The 20,511-nt window shown below is 57.0% G+C and carries 16 protein-coding genes and 1 tRNA gene; 14 read left to right on the top strand and 3 right to left on the bottom strand.

Features of this window, described 5'->3' with window-relative positions; translation table 11 throughout:
- The first annotated feature begins 2 nt into the window (after positions 1-2).
- The 11 genes from ACT2BZ_RS00185 to ACT2BZ_RS00235 all read left to right on the top strand — a co-directional run bounded on the left by ACT2BZ_RS00185 (position 3) and on the right by ACT2BZ_RS00235 (position 12,508).
- Positions 3-959, top strand: coding sequence for an ABC transporter permease (locus ACT2BZ_RS00185; RefSeq protein ID WP_457938411.1), 957 nt, complete (start codon positions 3-5; stop codon positions 957-959).
- 8 nt (positions 960-967) lie between these two features.
- Entirely contained in the window at positions 968-2,173 is a 1,206-nt protein-coding gene (locus ACT2BZ_RS00190) for a hypothetical protein (RefSeq protein ID WP_457938412.1), read from the top strand.
- Positions 2,170-3,096, top strand: a complete 927-nt coding sequence (locus ACT2BZ_RS00195) for a carbohydrate kinase family protein (protein ID WP_457938413.1) — start codon at positions 2,170-2,172, stop codon at positions 3,094-3,096. The genes ACT2BZ_RS00190 and ACT2BZ_RS00195 overlap by 4 nt, the downstream gene beginning before the upstream one ends.
- Positions 3,097-3,130: 34 nt before the next feature.
- Complete coding sequence (locus ACT2BZ_RS00200) at positions 3,131-4,003, top strand: BtpA/SgcQ family protein (protein WP_457938414.1); 873 nt, start codon at positions 3,131-3,133, stop codon at positions 4,001-4,003.
- Positions 4,004-4,040: 37 nt separating this feature from the next.
- Positions 4,041-5,498, top strand: coding sequence for an amidase (locus ACT2BZ_RS00205; protein ID WP_457938415.1), 1,458 nt, complete (start codon positions 4,041-4,043; stop codon positions 5,496-5,498).
- Positions 5,499-5,987: 489 nt separating this feature from the next.
- On the top strand, positions 5,988-7,646 hold the full coding sequence (locus ACT2BZ_RS00210) for an ABC transporter substrate-binding protein (protein WP_457938416.1): 1,659 nt from the start codon (positions 5,988-5,990) through the stop codon (positions 7,644-7,646).
- Positions 7,647-7,656: 10 nt separating this feature from the next.
- Complete coding sequence (locus ACT2BZ_RS00215; protein WP_457938418.1) at positions 7,657-8,649, top strand: ABC transporter permease; 993 nt, start codon at positions 7,657-7,659, stop codon at positions 8,647-8,649.
- Between the two features lie 6 nt (positions 8,650-8,655).
- The gene (locus ACT2BZ_RS00220; protein WP_457938419.1) at positions 8,656-9,663 is read left to right on the top strand and encodes an ABC transporter permease; all 1,008 of its coding nucleotides are present in this window, start codon (positions 8,656-8,658) and stop codon (positions 9,661-9,663) included.
- The gene (locus ACT2BZ_RS00225; protein ID WP_457938421.1) at positions 9,660-10,691 is read left to right on the top strand and encodes an ABC transporter ATP-binding protein; all 1,032 of its coding nucleotides are present in this window, start codon (positions 9,660-9,662) and stop codon (positions 10,689-10,691) included. The genes ACT2BZ_RS00220 and ACT2BZ_RS00225 overlap by 4 nt, the downstream gene beginning before the upstream one ends.
- On the top strand, positions 10,688-11,737 hold the full coding sequence (locus ACT2BZ_RS00230) for an oligopeptide/dipeptide ABC transporter ATP-binding protein (RefSeq protein WP_457938423.1): 1,050 nt from the start codon (positions 10,688-10,690) through the stop codon (positions 11,735-11,737). The genes ACT2BZ_RS00225 and ACT2BZ_RS00230 overlap by 4 nt, the downstream gene beginning before the upstream one ends.
- A 24-nt stretch (positions 11,738-11,761) precedes the next feature.
- Positions 11,762-12,508, top strand: coding sequence for an SDR family NAD(P)-dependent oxidoreductase (locus tag ACT2BZ_RS00235; protein WP_457938425.1), 747 nt, complete (start codon positions 11,762-11,764; stop codon positions 12,506-12,508).
- A gap of 404 nt (positions 12,509-12,912) precedes the next feature.
- On the opposite strand, the gene ACT2BZ_RS00240 is transcribed toward ACT2BZ_RS00235, so the two are convergent.
- Together ACT2BZ_RS00240 and ACT2BZ_RS00245 are read right to left on the bottom strand one after the other, a co-directional pair.
- Complete coding sequence (locus ACT2BZ_RS00240; protein WP_457938426.1) at positions 12,913-14,784, bottom strand: UvrD-helicase domain-containing protein; 1,872 nt, start codon at positions 14,782-14,784, stop codon at positions 12,913-12,915.
- A complete protein-coding gene (locus ACT2BZ_RS00245; RefSeq protein ID WP_457938428.1) occupies positions 14,766-16,991 on the bottom strand; it encodes an ATP-dependent nuclease in 2,226 nt (741 codons plus the stop codon). The genes ACT2BZ_RS00240 and ACT2BZ_RS00245 overlap by 19 nt, the downstream gene beginning before the upstream one ends.
- Before the next feature lie 501 nt (positions 16,992-17,492).
- Between ACT2BZ_RS00245 and ACT2BZ_RS00250 the strand changes: the two genes are divergently transcribed.
- The 3 genes from ACT2BZ_RS00250 to ACT2BZ_RS00260 are packed head-to-tail and all read left to right on the top strand — an operon-like array spanning position 17,493 to position 20,099.
- Positions 17,493-17,876 (top strand): DUF3489 domain-containing protein, encoded by a 384-nt coding sequence (locus ACT2BZ_RS00250; RefSeq protein ID WP_457938429.1) that lies wholly within the window; start codon positions 17,493-17,495, stop codon positions 17,874-17,876.
- A 13-nt stretch (positions 17,877-17,889) separates the two neighbouring features.
- Positions 17,890-18,399 carry a DUF2924 domain-containing protein gene (locus ACT2BZ_RS00255; protein ID WP_457938431.1) on the top strand — a complete coding sequence of 170 codons (510 nt, stop codon included), beginning with the start codon at positions 17,890-17,892 and terminating at the stop codon, positions 18,397-18,399.
- Positions 18,396-20,099, top strand: coding sequence for a recombinase family protein (locus ACT2BZ_RS00260; protein WP_457938432.1), 1,704 nt, complete (start codon positions 18,396-18,398; stop codon positions 20,097-20,099). Before ACT2BZ_RS00255 ends, ACT2BZ_RS00260 begins: the two co-directional genes overlap by 4 nt.
- A gap of 206 nt (positions 20,100-20,305) precedes the next feature.
- Here the strand turns inward: ACT2BZ_RS00260 and ACT2BZ_RS00265 are convergent.
- A tRNA-Ile gene (locus ACT2BZ_RS00265) sits at positions 20,306-20,381 on the bottom strand.
- Positions 20,382-20,511 lie beyond the last annotated feature (130 nt).

The raw sequence follows: 20,511 nt of genomic DNA on the forward strand, positions 1-20,511 counted from the left end.
CCATGACCGATCGAGTAAAGCCGACGAACATCGCCATGTTTGCTGCGGTCTGGCGACGCGTCGGCGTGCTGATGGCGCTGGTCCTTCTTGTCATCGTGGCCACCTTCATGTCGGACTATTTCCTGACCGTGCCGAACCTGCTCAATGTCTTGCGACAGGTGGCGATCGTGGGCATCCTAGCGCTAGGAATGACCTTCGTAATCCTCACCCGGGGCATAGATCTATCGGTCGGATCCATTCTCGGACTGTCGGTCGTACTGTTCGCCGGACTGCTGGAGAATTATCCCATGCAGGTCGCCATTCCGGTCGGTCTGGCCGCTGCCATGGCGGCTGGACTGGTCAATGGAATTGGAGTCGCATATGCGCGCATTCCACCGTTCATCATGACGCTGGGAATGCTTTCGTTCGCTCGAGGCCTGGCCTTCATCTTCACGGGCGGCACCCCGATCCCGATTATCAACGAGTCCTTTTACGATCTGGGGAACGGCTATCTGCTGGGCGTTCCGATCCCGTCTCTGATCCTGATGGCGGTGCTGGCAGTTAGCGGCATCGTTCTTACCCTGACCCCTTTCGGCAGGAGTATCTACGCTATCGGGTCGAACGAGGAGGCCTCCCGCCTGTCCGGGGTTCCCGTGCGCGCTTACATCACCATTGTTTATGTAATTTCTGGCGGCGTGTCGGGACTGGCGGGCCTCGTCTACGCATCGCAGCTCAGCGTCGGCACTCCTATTGCGGGCCAAGGCTACGAACTCGACGCGATCGCTGCAGTCGTGGTCGGTGGCACCTCGCTTTTCGGCGGCACGGGCTCGGTGTTTGGTACGTTTGTTGGAACCCTGATCATCGGCGTTCTTGCCAACATCCTCAATCTCACGGGCATCGACCCGTTCGTGCAACAGCTTTTCAAGGGTGCGCTCATCGTCGTTGCGGTTTTCATTATGACCCGCTCAGGCAGGGCGTAGCTAGCGGTATGATCGTGCAACAATCTCCTCGCGGGCCGATTGCGGAATCCGGCGATCCGTTTGCCACGCTGGATGCTCTGCGTCCGCTCGTAGAGGCTCACATTACCCGGGAGCGCGTGCTGCACTACCTCACCGCGCTAGCTGATGCGCCGGCCCCCTCTACTGCCGCCAGCACCATTCGGGCGCCGCTGCTGCGCGGTCTTCTTAGTTCGGACGGTGCGTTGGGGACGTCGCGGCTCACGCTCGATGCCAACTTTGCAAACACCGGCAGCACGGTCATGCTGACCGGCGAAAACGGTCCCGAAAAACGACTGTGGTACTTCGCCCACCTCGACACGATCAGCTATCTGCTGCGATCACGCGAAGGACAGCGGTATCCTCTCGTTCCGTTCTGCTATCACCTCATCGGGGACGGCATCCGCGATGCGGTGGCGTTTCGCTACGATATGGACGCGAACAGGTACCTGATTTGCGCGCAAGGATCGCTCGTTTCGGAGGCGGGCACGCCTTACTTTCTACCCGTCGACGGAGCTGAAGAATTGCGTCCGGGAGACCGCGTGTCACCCAGGTCGGCCTTACGCGTCGCCGCCGACGGAATAGTGACTGGCCATCTTGACAACGCTGGAGGGGCGGCGGCTCTCGCCGTAGCGGCGCCGGTTCTCGCGGAGGCTGGCATCGACGCTATGCTGGCCTTCCCCGACGAGGAAGAAGGTCCACCTGGCTCTGGCAGCCAGGTGATGGGGCGCGGGGGATCGCGCATCGTTGCACGCCTGCCGTCGCCCGATCTCGCAATAGTGGCGGACATGCAGCAAGCCGGCGGCCAGCAGTCTTCTACGGGTGAAGACGGACCGTCTAATACGACGCGGCTAGGACGAGGCGCTGTGCTGTCCGAGTTTTCCAGCTTGGCACGTGGCGCCGTCACCCCGCCGGATCTCTACGTTCTGGCCCGCCAATGGTCCGATCGACTGGCGATGCTTGGTCTCTCGGTTCAAGAATCGAACAATGCCTATACGTCGAGAAGCGACGATGTGAGCGTATTGCTTAAGACGCCCAACATTCTGCTCCTTGGCTTTCCAGGGTTCAACCGCCATTTCGACCGCTCGGAGCCTTCCGCCAACTTGTCCGACATCGTCGGTCTCTCGAAAGCCCTCGTTTATGTCTCGGTTTTGAGGTCCGCTCTTGTAGACCTTCGCCGGCGTCAGGATTTCGGATGATTGATGTGGTCACTGTGGGCTGGTTGACCGTAGACGACATCGTCCTGACCGACGGTTCGTGCCGCCAGCATGTTCTAGGAGGGGGTGCGCTGTATTCGGCGGTCGGCGCGCAGATATTTGCCGGCGGAGTCGGCGTGAACTCGGTATGCGGCGGCCCCTATTTTGACGGCTTCCTCCGGCAGGCTGGCGCCCGAGGCCTGGACACCAACGGCGTGACGTGCAGCGAGGGTAACGGTCTCGAACTATGGTTGCTTCACGAAAGTGAAATCCACAAGCAGCAAATCCCCAAGCTTTCATCTTCGACTGCAGAAGAGATGGATAGCGAACGCAGACCGCTGCCACAGGTCTACAAGAGCGCCAAAGGTTTCCACGTTGCTCCCCAAAGCCCCGCCGGATCACTCTCCAACGCGAAGGGCCTGTCACATTTGCCATCTAAGCCGATCGTCACGATGGACATCCTGTCGGACGTATTCATTGAAGCGCGACTCTACGAAGACCTTTCCTTCCTCCAGCATCTAACGGCCTTCATGCCGAGCGAGTCCGAAATCCGCAGAATCTGGCAACAAACGGACATCGAGGCCTGGCTGAGATCGAACGCCCTGCGCCACAAGTGCCACATGGTCGCCAAGCTGGGTGAGCGTGGCTCCGTCGTGTGCGAGGCCGGCTCGGGACGGATAATCCGAGTTCCGGCGCTGCCCGTCGAGATGGTCGACACCACGGGTGCGGGAGACGCGTATTGCGGCGGTTTCATCGCTGGGCTTGTCGCCGGCCGACCGCTGGCTGAATGCGCTGCGATGGGCACCGTTTCCGCCTCCTATGTCGTCGAGGCCTGCGGGGCGCTGGCGACGTGCCAGCCCGACCCTGTGGAAAGAGAGACCCGACTTCGCGAGGTCTTGGCGCGCATGATCGTCGCCGACAGTTGATGTAGTCCTAACCTGATCCAAAACCGGAGTAGTAATGATCGTGTCACCCGCCAAACGTTCTCCCCTCGATCGGTTGTTCGGCCCGCCGAAACCGCTCATCGGAAACATTCATCTGGCTCCATTGCCGGGTACGCCACGCTATGCCGGCGGAGGGATCGGAGCGATCGTTGAACGCGCCATCACCGACGCGTTGGCCTATGCCGAAGGAGGGATGGACGGCGTAATCGTCGAGAACCATGGCGACATTCCTTTCCTCAAGCCCGGGGAGATTGGACCCGAGATCGTGGCGGCAATGGCGATTGTAGCAAAGGCCGTGCGCGAGGCTGTCGCGGTCCCCGTCGGTATCAATCTTCTCGCCAACGGATCGATCGGGGCGCTGGCGATCGCCAAGGCGAGCGGAGCGCGTTTCGTGCGAGTGAACCAATGGGTCAATGCCTATGTCAGCAACGAAGGTATGATCGAAGGGGAGAGCGCGAGGGCGTTGCGCTACCGCCGTATGATCGATGCCGATGACGTGGCGATTTTCGCCGATGTGCATGTCAAACACGGATCACACGCTATCGTCGATGATCGCTCCATCGCGGAGCAAGCACGCGATGTCGAATTCTACGACGCCGATGTGGCTATCGCCACCGGCAACCGAACAGGCGATTCCGTTCCCGACGCAGAAATCGCATCAATCCGCCAGGGGAGCAGTCTCCCAGTCATCGCGGGCAGCGGCATTACAGTGTCCAATGCTGAGCATATTCTTCCACTATTAGACGGCGCAATCGTCGGCTCCAGTTTGAAGGCGGATGGGGTGTGGTGGAATTCAGTCGAGAAGTCGCGAGTGGAGCGTCTAGTCGAAATTGCCAGGGGCATAAGATCGAGGGAGAACCATGCAGCGCTTGGAACCAAGAATGGTTAGCCATTGAGTCAAGGCAGCGGCTGAATCAGGGACGACCATGACACGGGTCACCAAAGACATCGTCGATCTGTATTGTGACAGCGATGCAACCGCGCTTTCGGGACATATCGCAAGTGGCGCGATTTCGGCCTCCGAGGCTGTCGAAGCTGCCATCAGCGTCATCGAGTCGTTCGATCGGAGATTGAACGCAGTCGTCATTCGTTCATTTGCAGAAGCAAGGGACTCGGCGGCGCGTGGAGCCAATAAAGGCCACTTCAGCGGCGTGCCCTTTCTGCTCAAGAACATTGGCTCGATGTGTCGCGGCATGCCGCTCACGGCCGGCTATGGTTACCTCGGCGATTTTGTCTGCGATTACGACAGTGAGATGGTGAGCCGGATCAAGCGAGCTGGTTTCGTGATCATAGGCCGCTCCAACGTGCCGGAAGGCGGTTGGTCGCTCGGCACGGAGCCGCGTCATTATGGACCAACGCTCAATCCCTGGAACCCGGCCGTAACGCCGGGCGGTTCGAGCGGTGGAGCCGCCGCGGCAGTGGCTGCCAGAATGACTCCGATGGCAGAAGCATCGGACGGCGCAGGATCCATTCGCGCGCCCGCATCGTGCTGCGGTCTAGTAGGTCTCAAGCCTTCCCGAGGTCGCATTACCTACGGGCCTGCCGATGTCGATCTGTGGTTCGGGAGCATCTCGACATTCTGCGTAAGCCGGACCATCCGCGACAGTGCTGCGTTTCTCGATGTTACGGCGGGCGGGCTGAGCGGCGACCCCTATACGATCCAACAGCCGGATCGAACCTGGTTGTCCCTACTTGATAATCGTCCGCGAAAGCTTCGGATTGGCTTTGACCTAGACGCGCCTTGGGGCGCTGCGCTCGCGCCCGAGGTCAAGCAAGCCGTGGTTTCCACTGCCACGTTGCTAAGGGAACTCGGTCATCGCGTCGAGCCCTATTCATTGAAGACTGACATCGAAGCGGCTTGGTGGACTTATAACGACATTTGCGCGACGGAAATGGCCGCTGAGTTCGATCGCCTTGCGCCAGTTGTGGGACGTCCGGTCGAACAGAGTGACTTAGCGCCGTTCAACTGGTCCCAGCTTCAGTATGGGCGAACGCTGTCGGCGGTTCAGTATGCCCACAGCATAACGGCTGTTCGAAAGGCCGGTCAGCAGATCTGTCAGGAACTGGACGGCTTCGACGTGTTCCTGTCGCCAACCTTGACCCAACCAGCCCGGCCTCTCGGCTACTGGTCGATGGAGGAAGGCGACCGGGGGCGCTATCTTTCTCTTTGGCAGGACGGAGCATTTCTGTTTGCGTTCAATATAGCAGGTCTGCCAGCCATGTCAGTGCCGGCGATTCAAGGAAAAAATGGCGTTCCGATCGGCGTACAGATAGTGGCTCGTTACGGAGACGAGGCAACTCTTCTACAGATTGGACGCGAATTGGAGCAGACACGGCAATGGAATAAACGGCCTTCAGCATTTGTCGACACGCCGATTTTTTAAAGACTTGTGATTGATTCCGTTACGTCGAGAGAATTCAAGGTAGCAACGTCGCGCTGGAGCCCTGCTGTCGTCGTCTCGAGACTTTGGTTGGATGCGAAGATTTGCAACGCGACCGGAAAAATCTGAAATGTAGTGCCGGATAGTCAGGCGTCCAGTCTCCAACCGACTATGCTCACAGCAGGAGTGAGGGGCTTTCCTGCTATTGCAGGCACCAGGTTTCCCGATGAATGACGTTTGCCGCAAGGTAAGGCGATCGAATAGGCATCTTTGTTTCAAAGGCGTGTCAATCTAGCCTCCAGCCCAAAACTATTGAAGTATATCGAGATCTCCGCCCTTAGGATTCCTTGATCTGGAACGATTTACAAATTGATACGAGATTCGGATCAATTCCTTCAGAATTCTTATTTCACGATTGCGCCTTCTTGCCGCTATGATGATTGGACAGCGTGGTGACACTTCCATCGATGTGTCTCACCCAGGGAGGAAACAATGTCAAAATTTCTTTTTCCGTCGTTTGGCCACCTGAACCGTCGCAACTTCATCCAGGTTACATCTTCCATGGCGGCCGCTGCCGCGATGCCGAAAATTCTGGGCATGTCCAGCGCTATGGCCCAAGCGGGATCGACGCTCGTCATCGCAGCTCCTGCAACTCCGCAAAGTCTCGACTGCAATTTTGACGTCAGCCTCGGCACTTTCGAGGCCATCGCGGCGCTTTATGATGGGCTGCTCGGCTTTGAGAAGATCGCCGACCCCGAGACCCCGTCGGCGCGGCGAGAAGACATCGCCTACGCTCCCGATAAGCCTGGCGGCGTCAACATGTACGGAAAACTTGCCGAAAGCTGGGAACTCGATCCGGGTGGAAAGCGTGTCGTTTTCAAGCTCCGTCAGGGCGTCATGAGCAACTGGGGGAATGAACTGACCGCCGAAGATGTGCGTTGGACTTGGAATCGCGCCTTCGAATTGGGTGCCCTCGGCGCATTCTATACTGCCGTGAGCGGCCTCAAGCGCCCAGAAGACGTCCGGGTCGAAGACAAATACACTGTTTCGTTCAACGTCGATGAACCCAATCCGCTGCTGCTGAAGATTCACACTAACCTGTACACGCCCGTATATGACAGCGTGAAATGCCAGCAGGAAGGCGGAACCGAAGATCCCTGGGCGCGAAAGTTCCTCGAAAACGAAAGCGCCGGCTTCGGGCCCTATCGGTTGCAACAGATGGTGCGCGGACAGCAGGCCGTTTTCCAGGCGCGCGAGGACTATTATGCCGGTAAGCCTGCAATCGACACAGTTGTGCTCAAGGAAGTGCCCACCTCCGGCTCGCGTGTACAGTTGCTCCAGGGTGGAGCGGTCGATATTGCCCAGTATTTGCAGCCACTTGAGATCATCAGCCTGAAAAATGCAGCCAATGTCGCGGTGGAGACGGTTCCAGCCTCGTTCATGATCTGGATCGAGCTCAATGCCGCGATAGCGCCCTTCGACAATGTCGATGTGCGGCGCGCCATGAATTACGCCTTCCCTCAGCAAGAAGTGATCAAAGCCGTATATCAGGACTTGGCAAGCCCGCTCAACGGTTGCATGCCGAACATCTATCCGGGGTTTGCGGGAGAGTACTACAACTACGATCACAATCTGGACAAAGCCAAAGAGCTGCTCGAGAAAGCTGGGCAAGGTAGCGGTTTCAAGACGACGCTTGCCTACAATGCCGGCGATCCGGTGCAAGAGCCAATCGCCATCATCTATCAGTCGGCGTTGCGCAAGATTGGGGTCGAATTGGAGTTGAAGAAGGTGCCCGCCGGCTCATTCTACAACTTCGTCACCGATCGCAAGCAGCCGATGATCTTCTATGTCGACAGCCCGTGGTGCCCGGATCCAGGCTACTCGCTGACCCTTTATTTCGACAGCAAGAGCTACGTTAATTACAGTAACTACGCCAATGCCGACGTAGACCGCTTGCTGGCTGAAACCGCCGCGACTGCCGATGACAATGTCCGGCTGGCCAAGACCAAGGAGGCTCAGAAGATCATTATGGACGAAGCCCCTTGGGCTTTCATTGCTTATCCAAATTATACGATGGCACGGAAGGCCGACCTTAAAGGATGGACTTACTACACGTCTAATAACGTACGCTTTCAAGACTTCGAACGTTGAGCGAGCCTAAGTGACCGAGCCAGACAAAGGGCCTGGTTCCTTGAGTAGCCAAGCTGGTCCGGAAGTGGAGCAATCCACTTCCGGACGGTTCGGCTTTTTTCTTGCCGTGCTGCGAGCCAGACCGCATTTCGCGCTTGGTTACGGTATCGTGGGTGTCGTCCTGCTGCTTGCAGTTTTTGCCCCGCTGATCGCGCCATTCGATCCCGTGCAAGCCAGTCCAGCTGACTTTCTGCGCCCCCCTGGATGGCCTCATATTATGGGCACTGACGCCATCGGTCTGGATATCTTTTCCCGTGTCATCTACGCGCCTCGCATCGACCTAACGATCGCATTGCTGGGCACGGTCATTTCAGCGGTCATCGGTTCGGTTCTTGGCGCTCTGGCCGGCTATTACGAGACTAGGCGTGGCATGGGAACGTTCTTTTCGGGTCTCATTATGCGCAGTTCCGACGTTCTTCAGGCATTCCCGGTGTTCGTTTTTGCAATTGCCGTCGTGGCCGTGCTTGGGCAAAGCCTCCAAAGCATTGTGATGGCGGTGGCGTTTGTGAATGCGCCGATCTATCTGCGCCTAATGCGCAGCCAAGTTCTCTCGGTGAGGCGATTGCGTTATGTCGAGGCCGCATACATTGCGGGCGTTTCCGATCTGAAAATTCTTCTTCGGCATGTCATTCCCAATGCCATTGCTCCGGTCCTGGCCCAGCTTTCGGTCAACACCGGCTGGGCAATTCTACTCACCGCGGCGCTGAGTTTCATTGGCGCAGGCGTCGAAGCGCCGACGCCGGAATGGGGGAGCATGATCGCCATGGGGTATCAGAACATCATCACCGGGCACTGGTGGTCGTCAATTTTCCCGGGACTAGCGCTGGCCCTGACAATTTTCGGATTCTCTCTGATCGGCTCCAGCATTGAGGTTCTCGCCGACCCCGCCCGCCGCCGGTCCATTGCCGGGGAGTTGCAGCGGCGGCGAAAAATCCCGACAGCGACAACGGCGGTGAAGGGATAGCAAGCTATGCGAGTTGTTGCCTACATCGGACGCAGACTAATCTTTGTCGCGCCCCAGCTCGTGGGCATCTTGTTTGTCAGCTTTCTACTGGTCAAGCTGATACCCGGCGACCCAGCCGTACTAATGCTTGGGCCCTTTGCCACCGACGACGGTTTGATTCGGCTGCGAACAGAACTCGGTCTCGATCGTTCGATCTTTGAGCAATTCGGCATCTATCTGTGGCGGGTCTTACACGGTGACCTTGGCAACTCTTGGCAAACCACAATGCCGGTGACCAGCGATCTTGCGCAACGCTTCCCCGCCACGTTGGAACTGGTAACGCTGTCGCTTCTGCTAGCGCTGCTCATCGGACTACCGCTCGGCGTAGCGGGAGCCCGCAACAAGAGTGGCATATTGCGCAAGATCGCGGACTACTATGGCCTGCTCGCCGGCGCGCTGCCTGACTTCTGGTTTGCGCTAGTGTTGATCTTCATTTTCTACACGATTCTGGGTATCGCTCCTGCGCCGCTCGGTCGTATCGATTTCACCGTCGTTCCCCCGGTCTCTGTGACCGGGTCCCTGCTGATCGACAGCCTGATCGCGGGCAATTGGCCGGCGCTTAGAAACGCGGCCGGCCATCTTGTGCTACCCGTGCTCACCCTCGGCTTGATCAACGCCGCGCCGATCCTCAAGATGACCCAATCCACGATGCAACGCATGCTGGAGGCCGATTTTAGCCGGTACGCGGAAATGTGCGGCCTGCCGCCAAGGGTAGTTGCGCGAAAAGCGCTGCGTAATTCTCTGCCCTCGATCATAACCATCGTTAGCGTACTTTACGGATTTCTGATCGGCGGTGCTGTGCTTGTGGAAATCGTTTTCAGTTGGGGCGGCGCCGGGCAGTATGCGGTTCAGGGCGTGTTGAACGCCGACCTCAATCCCGTACTGGGTTTCGTTCTCTATTCGGCCATCTTGTCGCTGGTCATCTATCTGCTCGTGGACCTGATTTATTTCGCCCTCGATCCGAGGACGCGATGATGACCGATGATGCCCAGAAAGCCGCGGCCGAGAACCACGGGAATGTTCCGGTCACGCCTATACTTGAGATCGATGACCTGTCAGTTGCTTTCCCGCGCTATGGCGAGGATGACGCTGAGGTTCTGCACCGGATCGAACTTGTGATGAACCCGGGAGAGATTTTGGGCCTCGTGGGGGAATCGGGGTCCGGCAAGACCATGCTGGCCAGGGCGCTGATGCGACTCATTCCGCAGCCCGGCAAAGTCACCGGCGGCTCGATCCGCTTCGACGGAACCGACCTGGCTACCCTCGAAGGCGAAGAATTGCGAAAGCTACGCGGCCGGGAGATCGCGATGATCATCTCCAACCCGCGCGGCGAGCTGGATCCACTGCAGACCGTAGGCCAGCAGATCGGTAACATCCTTCGCCACCATCTTGGGCTCGACCGCCGTCAGATACGCCAGCGCGTTCTGGACCTCCTCGTTCAGGTCAGCATTCCGGATCCCGAGCGCCGGCTGAACGCCTATCCGCATGAGTTGTCCGGTGGTATGGCTCAGCGCGTCGTCATCGCCATCGCCTTGGCCTGCTCGCCGAAACTGATCATTTCCGACGACGCCACGAGCGGCCTCGACGTCACTGTGCAGGCCCAAGTTCTTGACCTTATCAGCAGACTGGTCATCGATCGCGGCACATCGATGCTGTTCATTACGCGCGACATCGGCATTACCGCGCATTACTGTCACCGTATTGCCATCCTGTATGCAGGAGAAATCGTCGAAATCGCGCCACGTGAGAGCTTTTTCGACAATCCGCAACACCCCTACACGGTGCTTCTGTTGGCCGCGTTCGCCCACAACGAGCGCCTTCGACGCTATTGGCTAGGCGAGGACAAGCCACAGAGCGATAGCACCCCGAGCCTCGTGGGATGTCCCTTTCAGAACCGCTGCGTGCGAGTCCAGAACCGCTGCGTGCAGGACCATCCGAATCTGCGAGAACTTCAGCCGGGGCATTTCGTCCGGTGTCATTATCCGGTGGAGCGAGAGCCTTGAACATTCTCGAAGTCGAAGATCTTGTTCAGCACTTCCCCATAGCCGGCTCCGCGTCGGTGGTTCGGGCGGTAAACGGCGTGTCACTGTCCCTAAAGGAGGGAGAAACGCTAGCGTTGGTTGGCGAATCGGGGTCGGGCAAGACGACGATTGGCCGCTGCGTGCTGGGACTGATCCGACAGACCTCGGGCCGGATTGCGTTTCAGGGTCGGGACCTGGGAGCGGCGCTCACCATCCGCTCGCCCGAACTACGCGGCAAGCTTCAGCTTGTTTTCCAAGAACCGGCCGAGTCGCTCAATCCGCGTCTTAGGCTGTTCGAACTGATGGACGAGCCTTTGCGCGCGTTGAAGATGAATCGTGCGGACCGGGAGCGGAGGGTCAGGCAAGCAACCCGGCGCGTTGGGCTGGCGGAGAATCTGCTCGAACGCTATCCGGCCGAAATCAGTATGGGCCTCCAGCAGCGAGTGGGCGTGGCCCGAGCGATGATTTCCGAGCCGAAAGTCGTGGTGCTCGACGAACCGACCTCGGCGCTTGATCCTACGTCGCGCGCAGAGATAATCGATCTACTTATCGGCATTCAGCGCGATCTCGGGACCGCCTATCTGTTCATTAGTCACGACTTGTCTGCCGTCCGCCATATCAGCCACCGCGTCGCCGTTCTGTATCTCGGACAAGTTGTGGAGCAGGGACCCTCGATCAAACTCTTCGCGCGCCCCAGTCACCCGTATTCAGTTGCTCTGCTCTCGTCCGTCCTTTTGCCCAATCCGCGGATCAAGAGACAGAGCCGCATCCGTCTGCAGGGCGAGATTCCCAGCCCCATCAACCTTCCTAAGGCCTGCTATCTCGCGGGAAGATGTCCGCTGGCTGTCGATCAGTGCCGCGCGGCCATGCCGCCGATCGAAACACTTGCGCCTCAGCATCTCGTCCGTTGCTATCGGCATGAGGAGGTGGCGCGCATGGAGGACGAGATTGACTATTTTGCGCAGTTTCAGGGCGAGGTCGAGCGCATCCTCGGCGCCGGCGTGCCCGCGGAAACATTGCGTCCATAATTTGTCTCAATGCAGGAGAGCACGATGGGAAAGCTAGACGGCAAAGTCGCACTGATCACCGGCGCCGCGAGCGGCATCGGGCGGGAAGTGGCCAATCTCTACGCGCGCGAAGGCGCATCGGTCGCGATCCTCGATCTTGACCGGTCCAAGGCGCAGGCCGTGGCCGACGAAATCGCGATCCATGGCGGCAAGACGGCAGCCGTGGCAGCCGATGTCAGCAACGAAACACAGGTCAAGGCTGCCTTTGCCGAAACCGTTTCGGCGCTCGGTGATATCGACATTCTCGTCAACAACGCGGGCATCGACACTACGTCGGAACTCGAATCCATGAGCACGGAAATGTGGGACCGCATGATCGCGGTTCACCTGCGAGGGACCTTCCTATGCTCCCGCGAGGCAATCGCGTCCATGCGTCGGAAGAAGTGGGGACGCATCATCAATCTGTCGTCGCAGCTAGGACACAAGGGCGCGGGCACCATGACCCACTACTGCGCGGCGAAGGCCGGCATCATGGGCTTCACTAAATCGCTCGCATATGAATTGGCTCAGGACGGCATTACAGTGAATTCGGTCAACCCCGGGCCGATAAACACGCCGCTTCTGGATGGTTTGCCGGCCGACTGGCTGGCTCGCAAGAAGGCTGAACTGCCAATCGGACGTTTCGGGGAAGTCTCCGAAGTCGCGCCGGTGTTCTTGTTGCTCGCCTCAGACGAAGGCTCGTACTTCATCGGCGCGAGCCTCAATGTCAATGGTGGCGACTACATGATCTAACTGGCCAACAGTCCAAGCACTGCAAGCAAGACCAGCAATGCACGCAAGGCGACCCCTTTTCGTTAGGGAAATAAAGAGCCGCTTTGCCTCTGGAAGGGGCGCATTACCGCTTATTGTCGAGAGATAAACATACTCGAGCGAATCGCTTTGAGTTTCTGCGGGTTCCGGATGCTGAGTCTTTCGGACAGCTATGCGCCCTCATTCTGGTCGTCGCGGCTATCCCTTCAAATTCCTGAAAGCGGACATCCGTTCTCGCCACTTCTACAAAGCTCCAATACGGTCGCAAAAAAGGCGGCACGAAAATACTGATGCTCATCTGTCGCGCCGACCTATGCAGGATATCTCTCCAACAGAATGAGTTTCACCTGATCAGCGTAGCGAGTGATCATCCTGCGACAAAATGATCAGATAGCGATGACATTTCCGTCGCCGAACCACTCTTTCGCTCTTGCGATGACCTTCAAGGAAGGGTCCCGAAAATACACCGCAAGCGAGTCTTTCGATCGCGTGCAGCAGACATAGAACAGTTTTTCCGTGCGCTCGCGGACGGAGTCAGTCCCGCTACCCTCGAACAGGTAGTTGAAATTATACTTGTTCCACCCCCCAGAATCCAAAACGACGAGGACACGATCAAACTCTCGTCCTTTAATTTTGTGCTGCGTTGAGTAGGTTGTTCGGCCTTCGAGATACTCGTAGAGCGCCAAATACGATGCGCACTTTACCTGCGTTACGCGATTGAAGAGGTAGGGCTTGCGGATCATAAAATTGGTGAAAGCGTCGTCCTTGCGAACCAGTCCATGTTTATCGGCGTAATCTATGACTTCGACGATTGGACGGTCGCTCATTTCACCGATTTCGTCGATACATTCCCTGAGTCGCACCTTGTCCTTTGCTGATCCAAGTGTGAACTCAGTGCGCCTTAGAAACTCGTTGCATTTCCGGTGCTTATAGAGGTGAACAACGTCCAAGACTTTGAAAACGTGCTTGATGAACGGGCATCGTTGCGAGCCCTTGCGTGCGACCTCTTCCTCCGACTGCTTCTTGTCGTCGACAAGCTGGTCCTTATCTACATACATGCGCCTGAATACCAGGAAGTTGCAGCCCTTCGCATCGTTCAGCCAATCCGGGTGGGTGTCGATGAAATGCTTCATCCCTGGCGTCGGTGTCACTCCTGGGAATTTGGCCATGACCTCGCCGAACGTGTCGGCATCGTACTTCGTGAGGTCATCGCCGCCTTTGATATGGTTGACCAGCCTGTCGCGGAATTTGAGCACTCCGTCTTTATCGTAGATTTCCATGAGATCACCGAACCCCGCCTGAGGCGCGATCAAATTGTGTGTGAGGTTCAGCTCTTTGGTCTCAGCGACCTCGTTGAAGTTCCATCCGAGGTTTTTCCGCACGGCATCGAGTTTGTCGCTTCCGTCCGCCGCATAATAAAATCGAATTGATCCATCCTTTACGGCACCGCCTTGCATATTCGGAGCATTTTCGTCGGCAGACTCTTTCTGCACGATCCCGTCTGATCTCAAGCGGTTCGCAAGCTCGAAAACGAGGCGAGGATTCCGGCGGTTCTGGACTTTTTGGACTTCTGCCACAGAGGCAGCCGCCACATAGTCCTTGATCGATCCAACACCATCATCGTAGATTGATTGCATGCTGTCACCGAAGAAGCCGCAGACACCTTTCCTGTGGGCCAACGGCAGAAAATCAAGAAGGATTTTGATGACGCCGGGCGCAGTGTCCTGGTATTCATCAACCAAAATGTAGCGATAACGGTCTCGAAGGATTTCCCGTATTTTCGGATATTTTTCGAACAAACTATGGGCGAGAACGATGACCTCGTCGTGGGAAATGATTCCCTCGCCTAGTATTCTGAATTCCTTGTATTCAATCGATTTGCTGTCATACATCCCAGCAGAAACCGCTGTGCTTCCCGGCTTGATCTGAGGGCTATCTCCCGTCATCAAATCGATCAAAACTAGGCGCAACTCGGCCTGAAACGGGCTAATGGCCGCCCATAGAAAATCATGGATGGTGCTTACGGCCAGTCTCTCGTTTGCAACCCGAGACTCGATCTCACGGACCGCAGCGTTGGTATAGGTGATACAAGCAATGAACGCGCTTGGCTGGGTCCGCAGCAGTTCTCCAATGACCTGGACCAAGGAATACGTTTTTCCGCTCCCTGCTCCACCACTTAGCAGAAAGTCCTTCCCGTCGGCGACGCACTTGAGAACTCGCTCGACCTCAGGCTCCAGCTTTAGCCCACCTTGATCCATCTTAGACCTTCGTGAATGTATTTCGGAATGTTCCAGTTGCTGAATTCCAGCGTGAATTCCTTTGCCTGGCCGTCATTGTTTGTCTTTGTCGCCAGAGTTGTTTGGCTGTTGAGCAGAATCTCGATAGCGAAGGAGGGCTTCTTATCAATTCCTTTATTAGCCATTTCATCTGGCCCGCCCCCGCCGATGAACTCGGCCAGTGCACCTTGTTTGAGACTCGGGAATTTCGGCAATTCATCATCATCAGCCACCGCGCTGGCCGATGTCATGAACGCTCGATTTACGTGGAAAAACGCGTCCTCAAAACTCCGAGCGCAGTAAGTTTCGTGTTCGGTGTTGGTCTCCGTGACCTGGTAAGCGCACATGACTTCGCCAGCGAGGTCGGCGGCCCACAAGGAGTCGGGCTTCTTCTTGACGGTCTTTTGTTCAACGGCCAGCCCCAGAAAGTATGCAAGAGCGGAGCCCACTCCGAAGAAGACTTTTAGAGCAGCATTGGTCGTGTGGGTTCCGCCGTCCACTGGGTGGGCAACTATATCAACAACCGGTTGCCCCTTCTTGTTTGTGACCGGATTCCCGTCTTTCATGCGCTGACTCTCGACGGCGGAATCCAAGTCGGTGATGATGAGCGTTTTCACGCCAATGAAGTCTAGGAAGATCTCAAAAATCTGAGAGTGCGCACCGACCTCAATTATTGAGATGTTCTGCGACATCAAAGGTAGTGGTGCGATCTTAGCCTCTACGAACGCGTCCGCTTCGTCGATTTGATCGATTTTGCGCATCATCGCAGGAAGAAGAATTCGCTCCGTGTCGCCCTCAACCAGAATCGCCTTGTCAGCAAAAAAAAGCTGCGAACGATGGAGAGTCAGGTACTGCCTCAAGAATGTATAATGCCCATCTTTGCCCGAGGCCTTGTACATAGCGTGCAAGTCGCGCAGTCCCTTAGCCACGGTGGTGCCGCCGGATTTCTTGAAATACTTGATGTCGTCGAAATCAGACTCGGCCACGATATGTGCCGAATGCGTCGAGAGAATTGTCTGCAGCGGACGCTTGATGCCATCCGCGTTCGAAATAGACCGCCCAACGAGGTTTTTGATATTCTTGATGAAGATCGCCTGCATCTGCGGATGCGTATGTGCTTCGGGCTCTTCAATGAACAGAAGATTGATGTCGGCGGGTTTTGGCTTATTTCCTCGCCTAAACTCATTGAGGATGATCTTGATTTCGAAGATGATGCTAATCAGATTTAGATAACCCAATCCGTTGTAACTCTCAGGCAGGACAACCAGTTCTACTCCCTGTCCGTACATGACGGTCGTGTTGTCCTCGAGTAACTCACGGTGCTGCAATGTGGACCTAATTTTAAGCTGTGTATCGCCCTCTTTAACGCCGCCAAATTGCCTCACATCGTCGATGACCTCTTTGAAAAGTTTGTCATAGATGGCGTCGAGTTGGACGTCCGTATTGCTGAGCGCTTCTTTGAACGCGTCGAAAACATCCTCATCTCCTACGTCTGAGGACATCGCAGAGTAAATCTTCGACGACATCGTCGACAGCGTCTTATCAGTTTCCTTGTTTGAAACCGAGCGACGCGCCGCGATGCGTTTGAAGGAGATGATGTCGTCGATGCGGATCGATTCCTTTATGAGATCGACAAAAACGTCCTCCTGCACCTTCTGCGCAACGTGGTCGAATTGAACGGTTCGCCTGGCGACGTTGAAATATTCCCTGTGGTTCTCGCGAAGGAATTTCAGAACGTCCTGCGCCTTATCCTTCTTCTTGTCCTGATGAGCCTTGAAGTCCCTACGCAAGATTTCGAGACCCTCGGATGATAGGTGGTACAGAAAATCCAAGACAATCCACTTGTTATCGGGATCGAGGTCCATGATCACCTTATTGCCGACGTTGCCCAGATCGTCATCGTCCGAATATTCGATGAAGAGGCGAAGCCTGATGCCACAAAATGGATACGGGTCGTTAGGCTGAATCTTGTTCTCGGCCAATGCTAAGACATGCTGCCGAAATTCCAGATTGAAATCATCACAATCAAAACTGGTGTTCGAGCTGCTTAGGAAACGTTCTAGTGCAATCAGGAGCGAGGTCTTCCCCGAATTGTTCTTGCCGACAACTATCGAAAGATACTCTTCGAGATCGACCTCAAGGTTCCTGAGGGATCGGAAGTTTTCGATCTGGAGCTTTATCAGTCTCATAGCAGCGCTCGAAACTTGCAATTATCGCCATAGATATGCGCCATATGAAAGTCGCGTTCTATGAAAAATTGGTTGTTTCCAAGAAATTGTGCGTCTTGCGGATTATTTCCTTCAACTCTTTAGAAAAGCGAGGAAGCTGACGCTTGACGCTAGACCAGCATATCTGAAGTGAGTTGAATTCAGGCCTTAGGAACTGAAATGTCCGCTTTGTAAGTTCGATGTCGTGCAGCAGACGAACCGCTTTCGGCCCCCTTTTGGACATTCCAGCTATCATGGCCCATCGACCGTCGAGGCTTTACGGGAACAGCAAAATAGTCCCTCGCTCCATTTCCACTGGACTTCGCCGACGAACCAAGCATTGCTGTCCTTGGAAGCCAGACCGAGATGATCAGGCCGCATTGAGCCGGCGATCTTTGGTTAATCTCTCCGCCCGCCCCACCAGGTGGGCTCTCGTCAGTACAGGCGCCGGATTGTCCGGTGTCCTGAAAATGACGGAGAGAAATGATGGCCCTGAACAACGAAACCCTGACAGTTGAAACCGCTGCGGTTTCCGGCGCGCTGCCTGGAACCGAAGGCAAGGCGAAGCCTCGCCGAAATAACCCAGCCGGCGCGGTCCCGCGCAACGATGCAGTCGGGAAGAATGCGCCCGGTGCCAAGCCGGCTCCCGCTGCCGAGACAAAGGCCTCTATCGTCCTGAAGAGACTGAAGTCGCCGAAAGGCGTGACTATCGAAACCCTGATGGAAGCGACAGGCTGGCAGGCGCATTCGGTGCGCGGCTTTCTGTCAGCGGTGGTGAAAAAGAGGCTTGCACTGAACCTTGTCAGTGAGACCGGCAAGGACGGTGTCCGCCACTACCGCATCGACAATGGTGCCAAGGGCAAGTGACGGCCCGACCTTGATGGAAGACGATATCGAGAACGAGGTCGCCGCACTCGGCGACCTCCCTCGCGACGAACTGGTTGCTCGCTGGGTCAAGGCATATGGCTGCCCGCCGCCCAAGGGCGTAAAGCGTGGCCTGCTCGTGCGGGCGGCTGCCTGGCATCGACAGGCACAACTTCTTGGCGGACTATCTTCCGGTGCTCGCAAAGCAATCCGGGATGGGGCGAAGCAGCACCGTCATGCGACCTCCCGGAAGGGTGCGCTTCGGGAACCCTCCGATACGACTTGTCCGGAACATCATGTGCCGCTGCCCCGCCCCTCTTCCGGGCGCCACGATCAGACAGCTATTCCGGCTCAAGCTCTCAGGCCTGGCACAAGGCTTGTGCGCGAGTGGAACGGCAGGTCCCATGTCATCGATGTTGGTGAGGAAGGTTTTGTATTCGACGGCAAGATATATCGTTCGCTGTCGGCTATCGCAAAACGCATCACCGGCGCGCATTGGTCGGGTCCAAGGTTCTTCGGACTATGAGCGCCTCCGCCACCCCTCGCCTGCGTTGTGCGATCTACACCCGCAAGTCCACCGAGGAAGGACTGGACCAGGAGTTCAATTCTCTCGATGCCCAGCGGGAAGCATGCGCTGCTTTCATCGCTTCGCAGGTCGGCCTCGGCTGGAAGCTTGTTGCCGACCATTACGATGATCCGGGCTTTTCTGGTGGCAGCATGGAGCGCCCTGCCCTGCATCGCCTGTTGCGGGATATTCGGGACAGGAAGGTGGATGTTGTCGTCGTTTACAAGATCGACAGGCTGACCCGGTCGCTGACCGACTTCTCCAGGATCGTCGAGGTGTTCGACAAGGCCGGGGCATCGTTTGTATCGGTTACCCAGCAGTTCAACACCACGACATCGATGGGCAGGCTGACGCTGAATGTGCTTTTGTCCTTTGCCCAGTTCGAGCGGGAAGTGACTGCCGAGCGCATCCGCGACAAGATCGCGGCCTCCAAGAAGAAGGGCATGTGGATGGGCGGTGTGGTGCCGCTCGGCTACCGTGTCGAGAACCGGAAGCTGGTCGTGCAGTCCGAAGAAGCCAAGACCGTGCGCTGGCTGTTCGATAGATATCTTGATCTGAAGTCGGTCCGCGCCCTCGTCGAGGAAGCTGCTGCACATGGCCTTGCTGGACGAGCCTCGATCAGGAAAGACGGGCGTGTTGCCGTGACGCGACCCTTCGGCCGCGGCAACCTCTATCACCTCCTCTCCAACCCGCTCTACGCCGGCAGCATCAGACACCGAGACTTGATCTACGACGGCGAACATCAGGCGATCATTGATGGGGCGGTCTTCCACGAAGTACAGTTGCTGCTGAAGGCTCAGGCACCAGATCGCAGAGGCAAAACCAATCAGGCGGATGGTCATCTGCTGACTGGAATTCTCTACGATGAAGTCGGAGAGAAACTCAGAGCCGTTCATGCCAACAAGAATGGTGTTCGCTACCGCTACTATGTGTCGAAGGCGCTCGTGGAAGGCCGGAGGAAGAACGCCGATGGCTGGCGATTGCCCGCAAACGAAGTTGATTCAGTTGTCGAGCATCAGCTGAATCAAATACTTCACGATCGCGCACAACTTGCTGATTGGATTCAGGAGTTCGCACCGACCGCCAACCTGGCGACAGCGCTGGATCGGATCAGCATTCTCATGACGCAGCTCAGAACCGATCCGATCCCTGCCCGCCGGGAGCTCCTACGCAAGGTAATCAGGCGCATCACCCTTAAGCCAGGATGGATCACCATCGATGTCGACCGATCGGCGGTGGTCGCGGCATTGGCAACCGATGCCTCTGTCGATGCGCTTGTTCAGCACGACGTGATCGCCAGGGTTGAATGTCCGATCTCTCAAAAACGCCGTGGCGTCGAGGTGCGGTTGGTCGTCAGCAATTCCTCTCATCCGCATCGCGAGCCCGATCCCGGTCTCGTTCAGCTCATTCTAAGGGCCCACCGCTACCTCGCCATGATCAATGATGGACAGGGCAGAACGCTCTCGGACATCGCCACGGCCGAAAGCGTCGAGCTGTCGGAAGTGAGTCGCATCCTCCCCCTCGCATTCCTGTCGCCCAAGATCGTTGACGGCATCCTTGCAGGCACCCAGCCAGTCAGCCTTACAGCGCAGCGCCTCTCCCGACTGGCAGACCTTCCGGCTGCCTGGCGGCAACAGTCGGATCTGCTTGCCTGCGCATGAGCGCATCTACCGACCATCGCGCCGATGCACCTATCCAAACGTTTGGAAACGAAACCAAGCCACTAGAGACGGACCTTCGATTTGCCGGCACGGTGCTGGAAGTCAGAGACTTTCTGCCAAGTGTTGCCGGACACATTCTTGTAAGCCACGGAAAAGACGAAGCTTTCTAGAGACGCACCGAGAATGGCCCGAATAGTAGGACTGGATGGTGGGCCCGGAGGGACTCGAACCCCCAACCAAGCGGTTATGAGCCGCCGGCTCTGACCATTGAGCTACAGGCCCGCCTCGGCGCTGATTAGTGGGTTTTGACGGTCGGCACAAGGCGCGGGCGCGATTGCCTCGCTTGCGGCGACGGCGGCGTGCCGTTTTCCGGCAGGGCGCCCCCTCAGGTAAGCCGGCTGGACAGCCGCGA

The sequence above is a fragment of the Mesorhizobium sp. 10J20-29 genome, assembly GCF_054130485.1.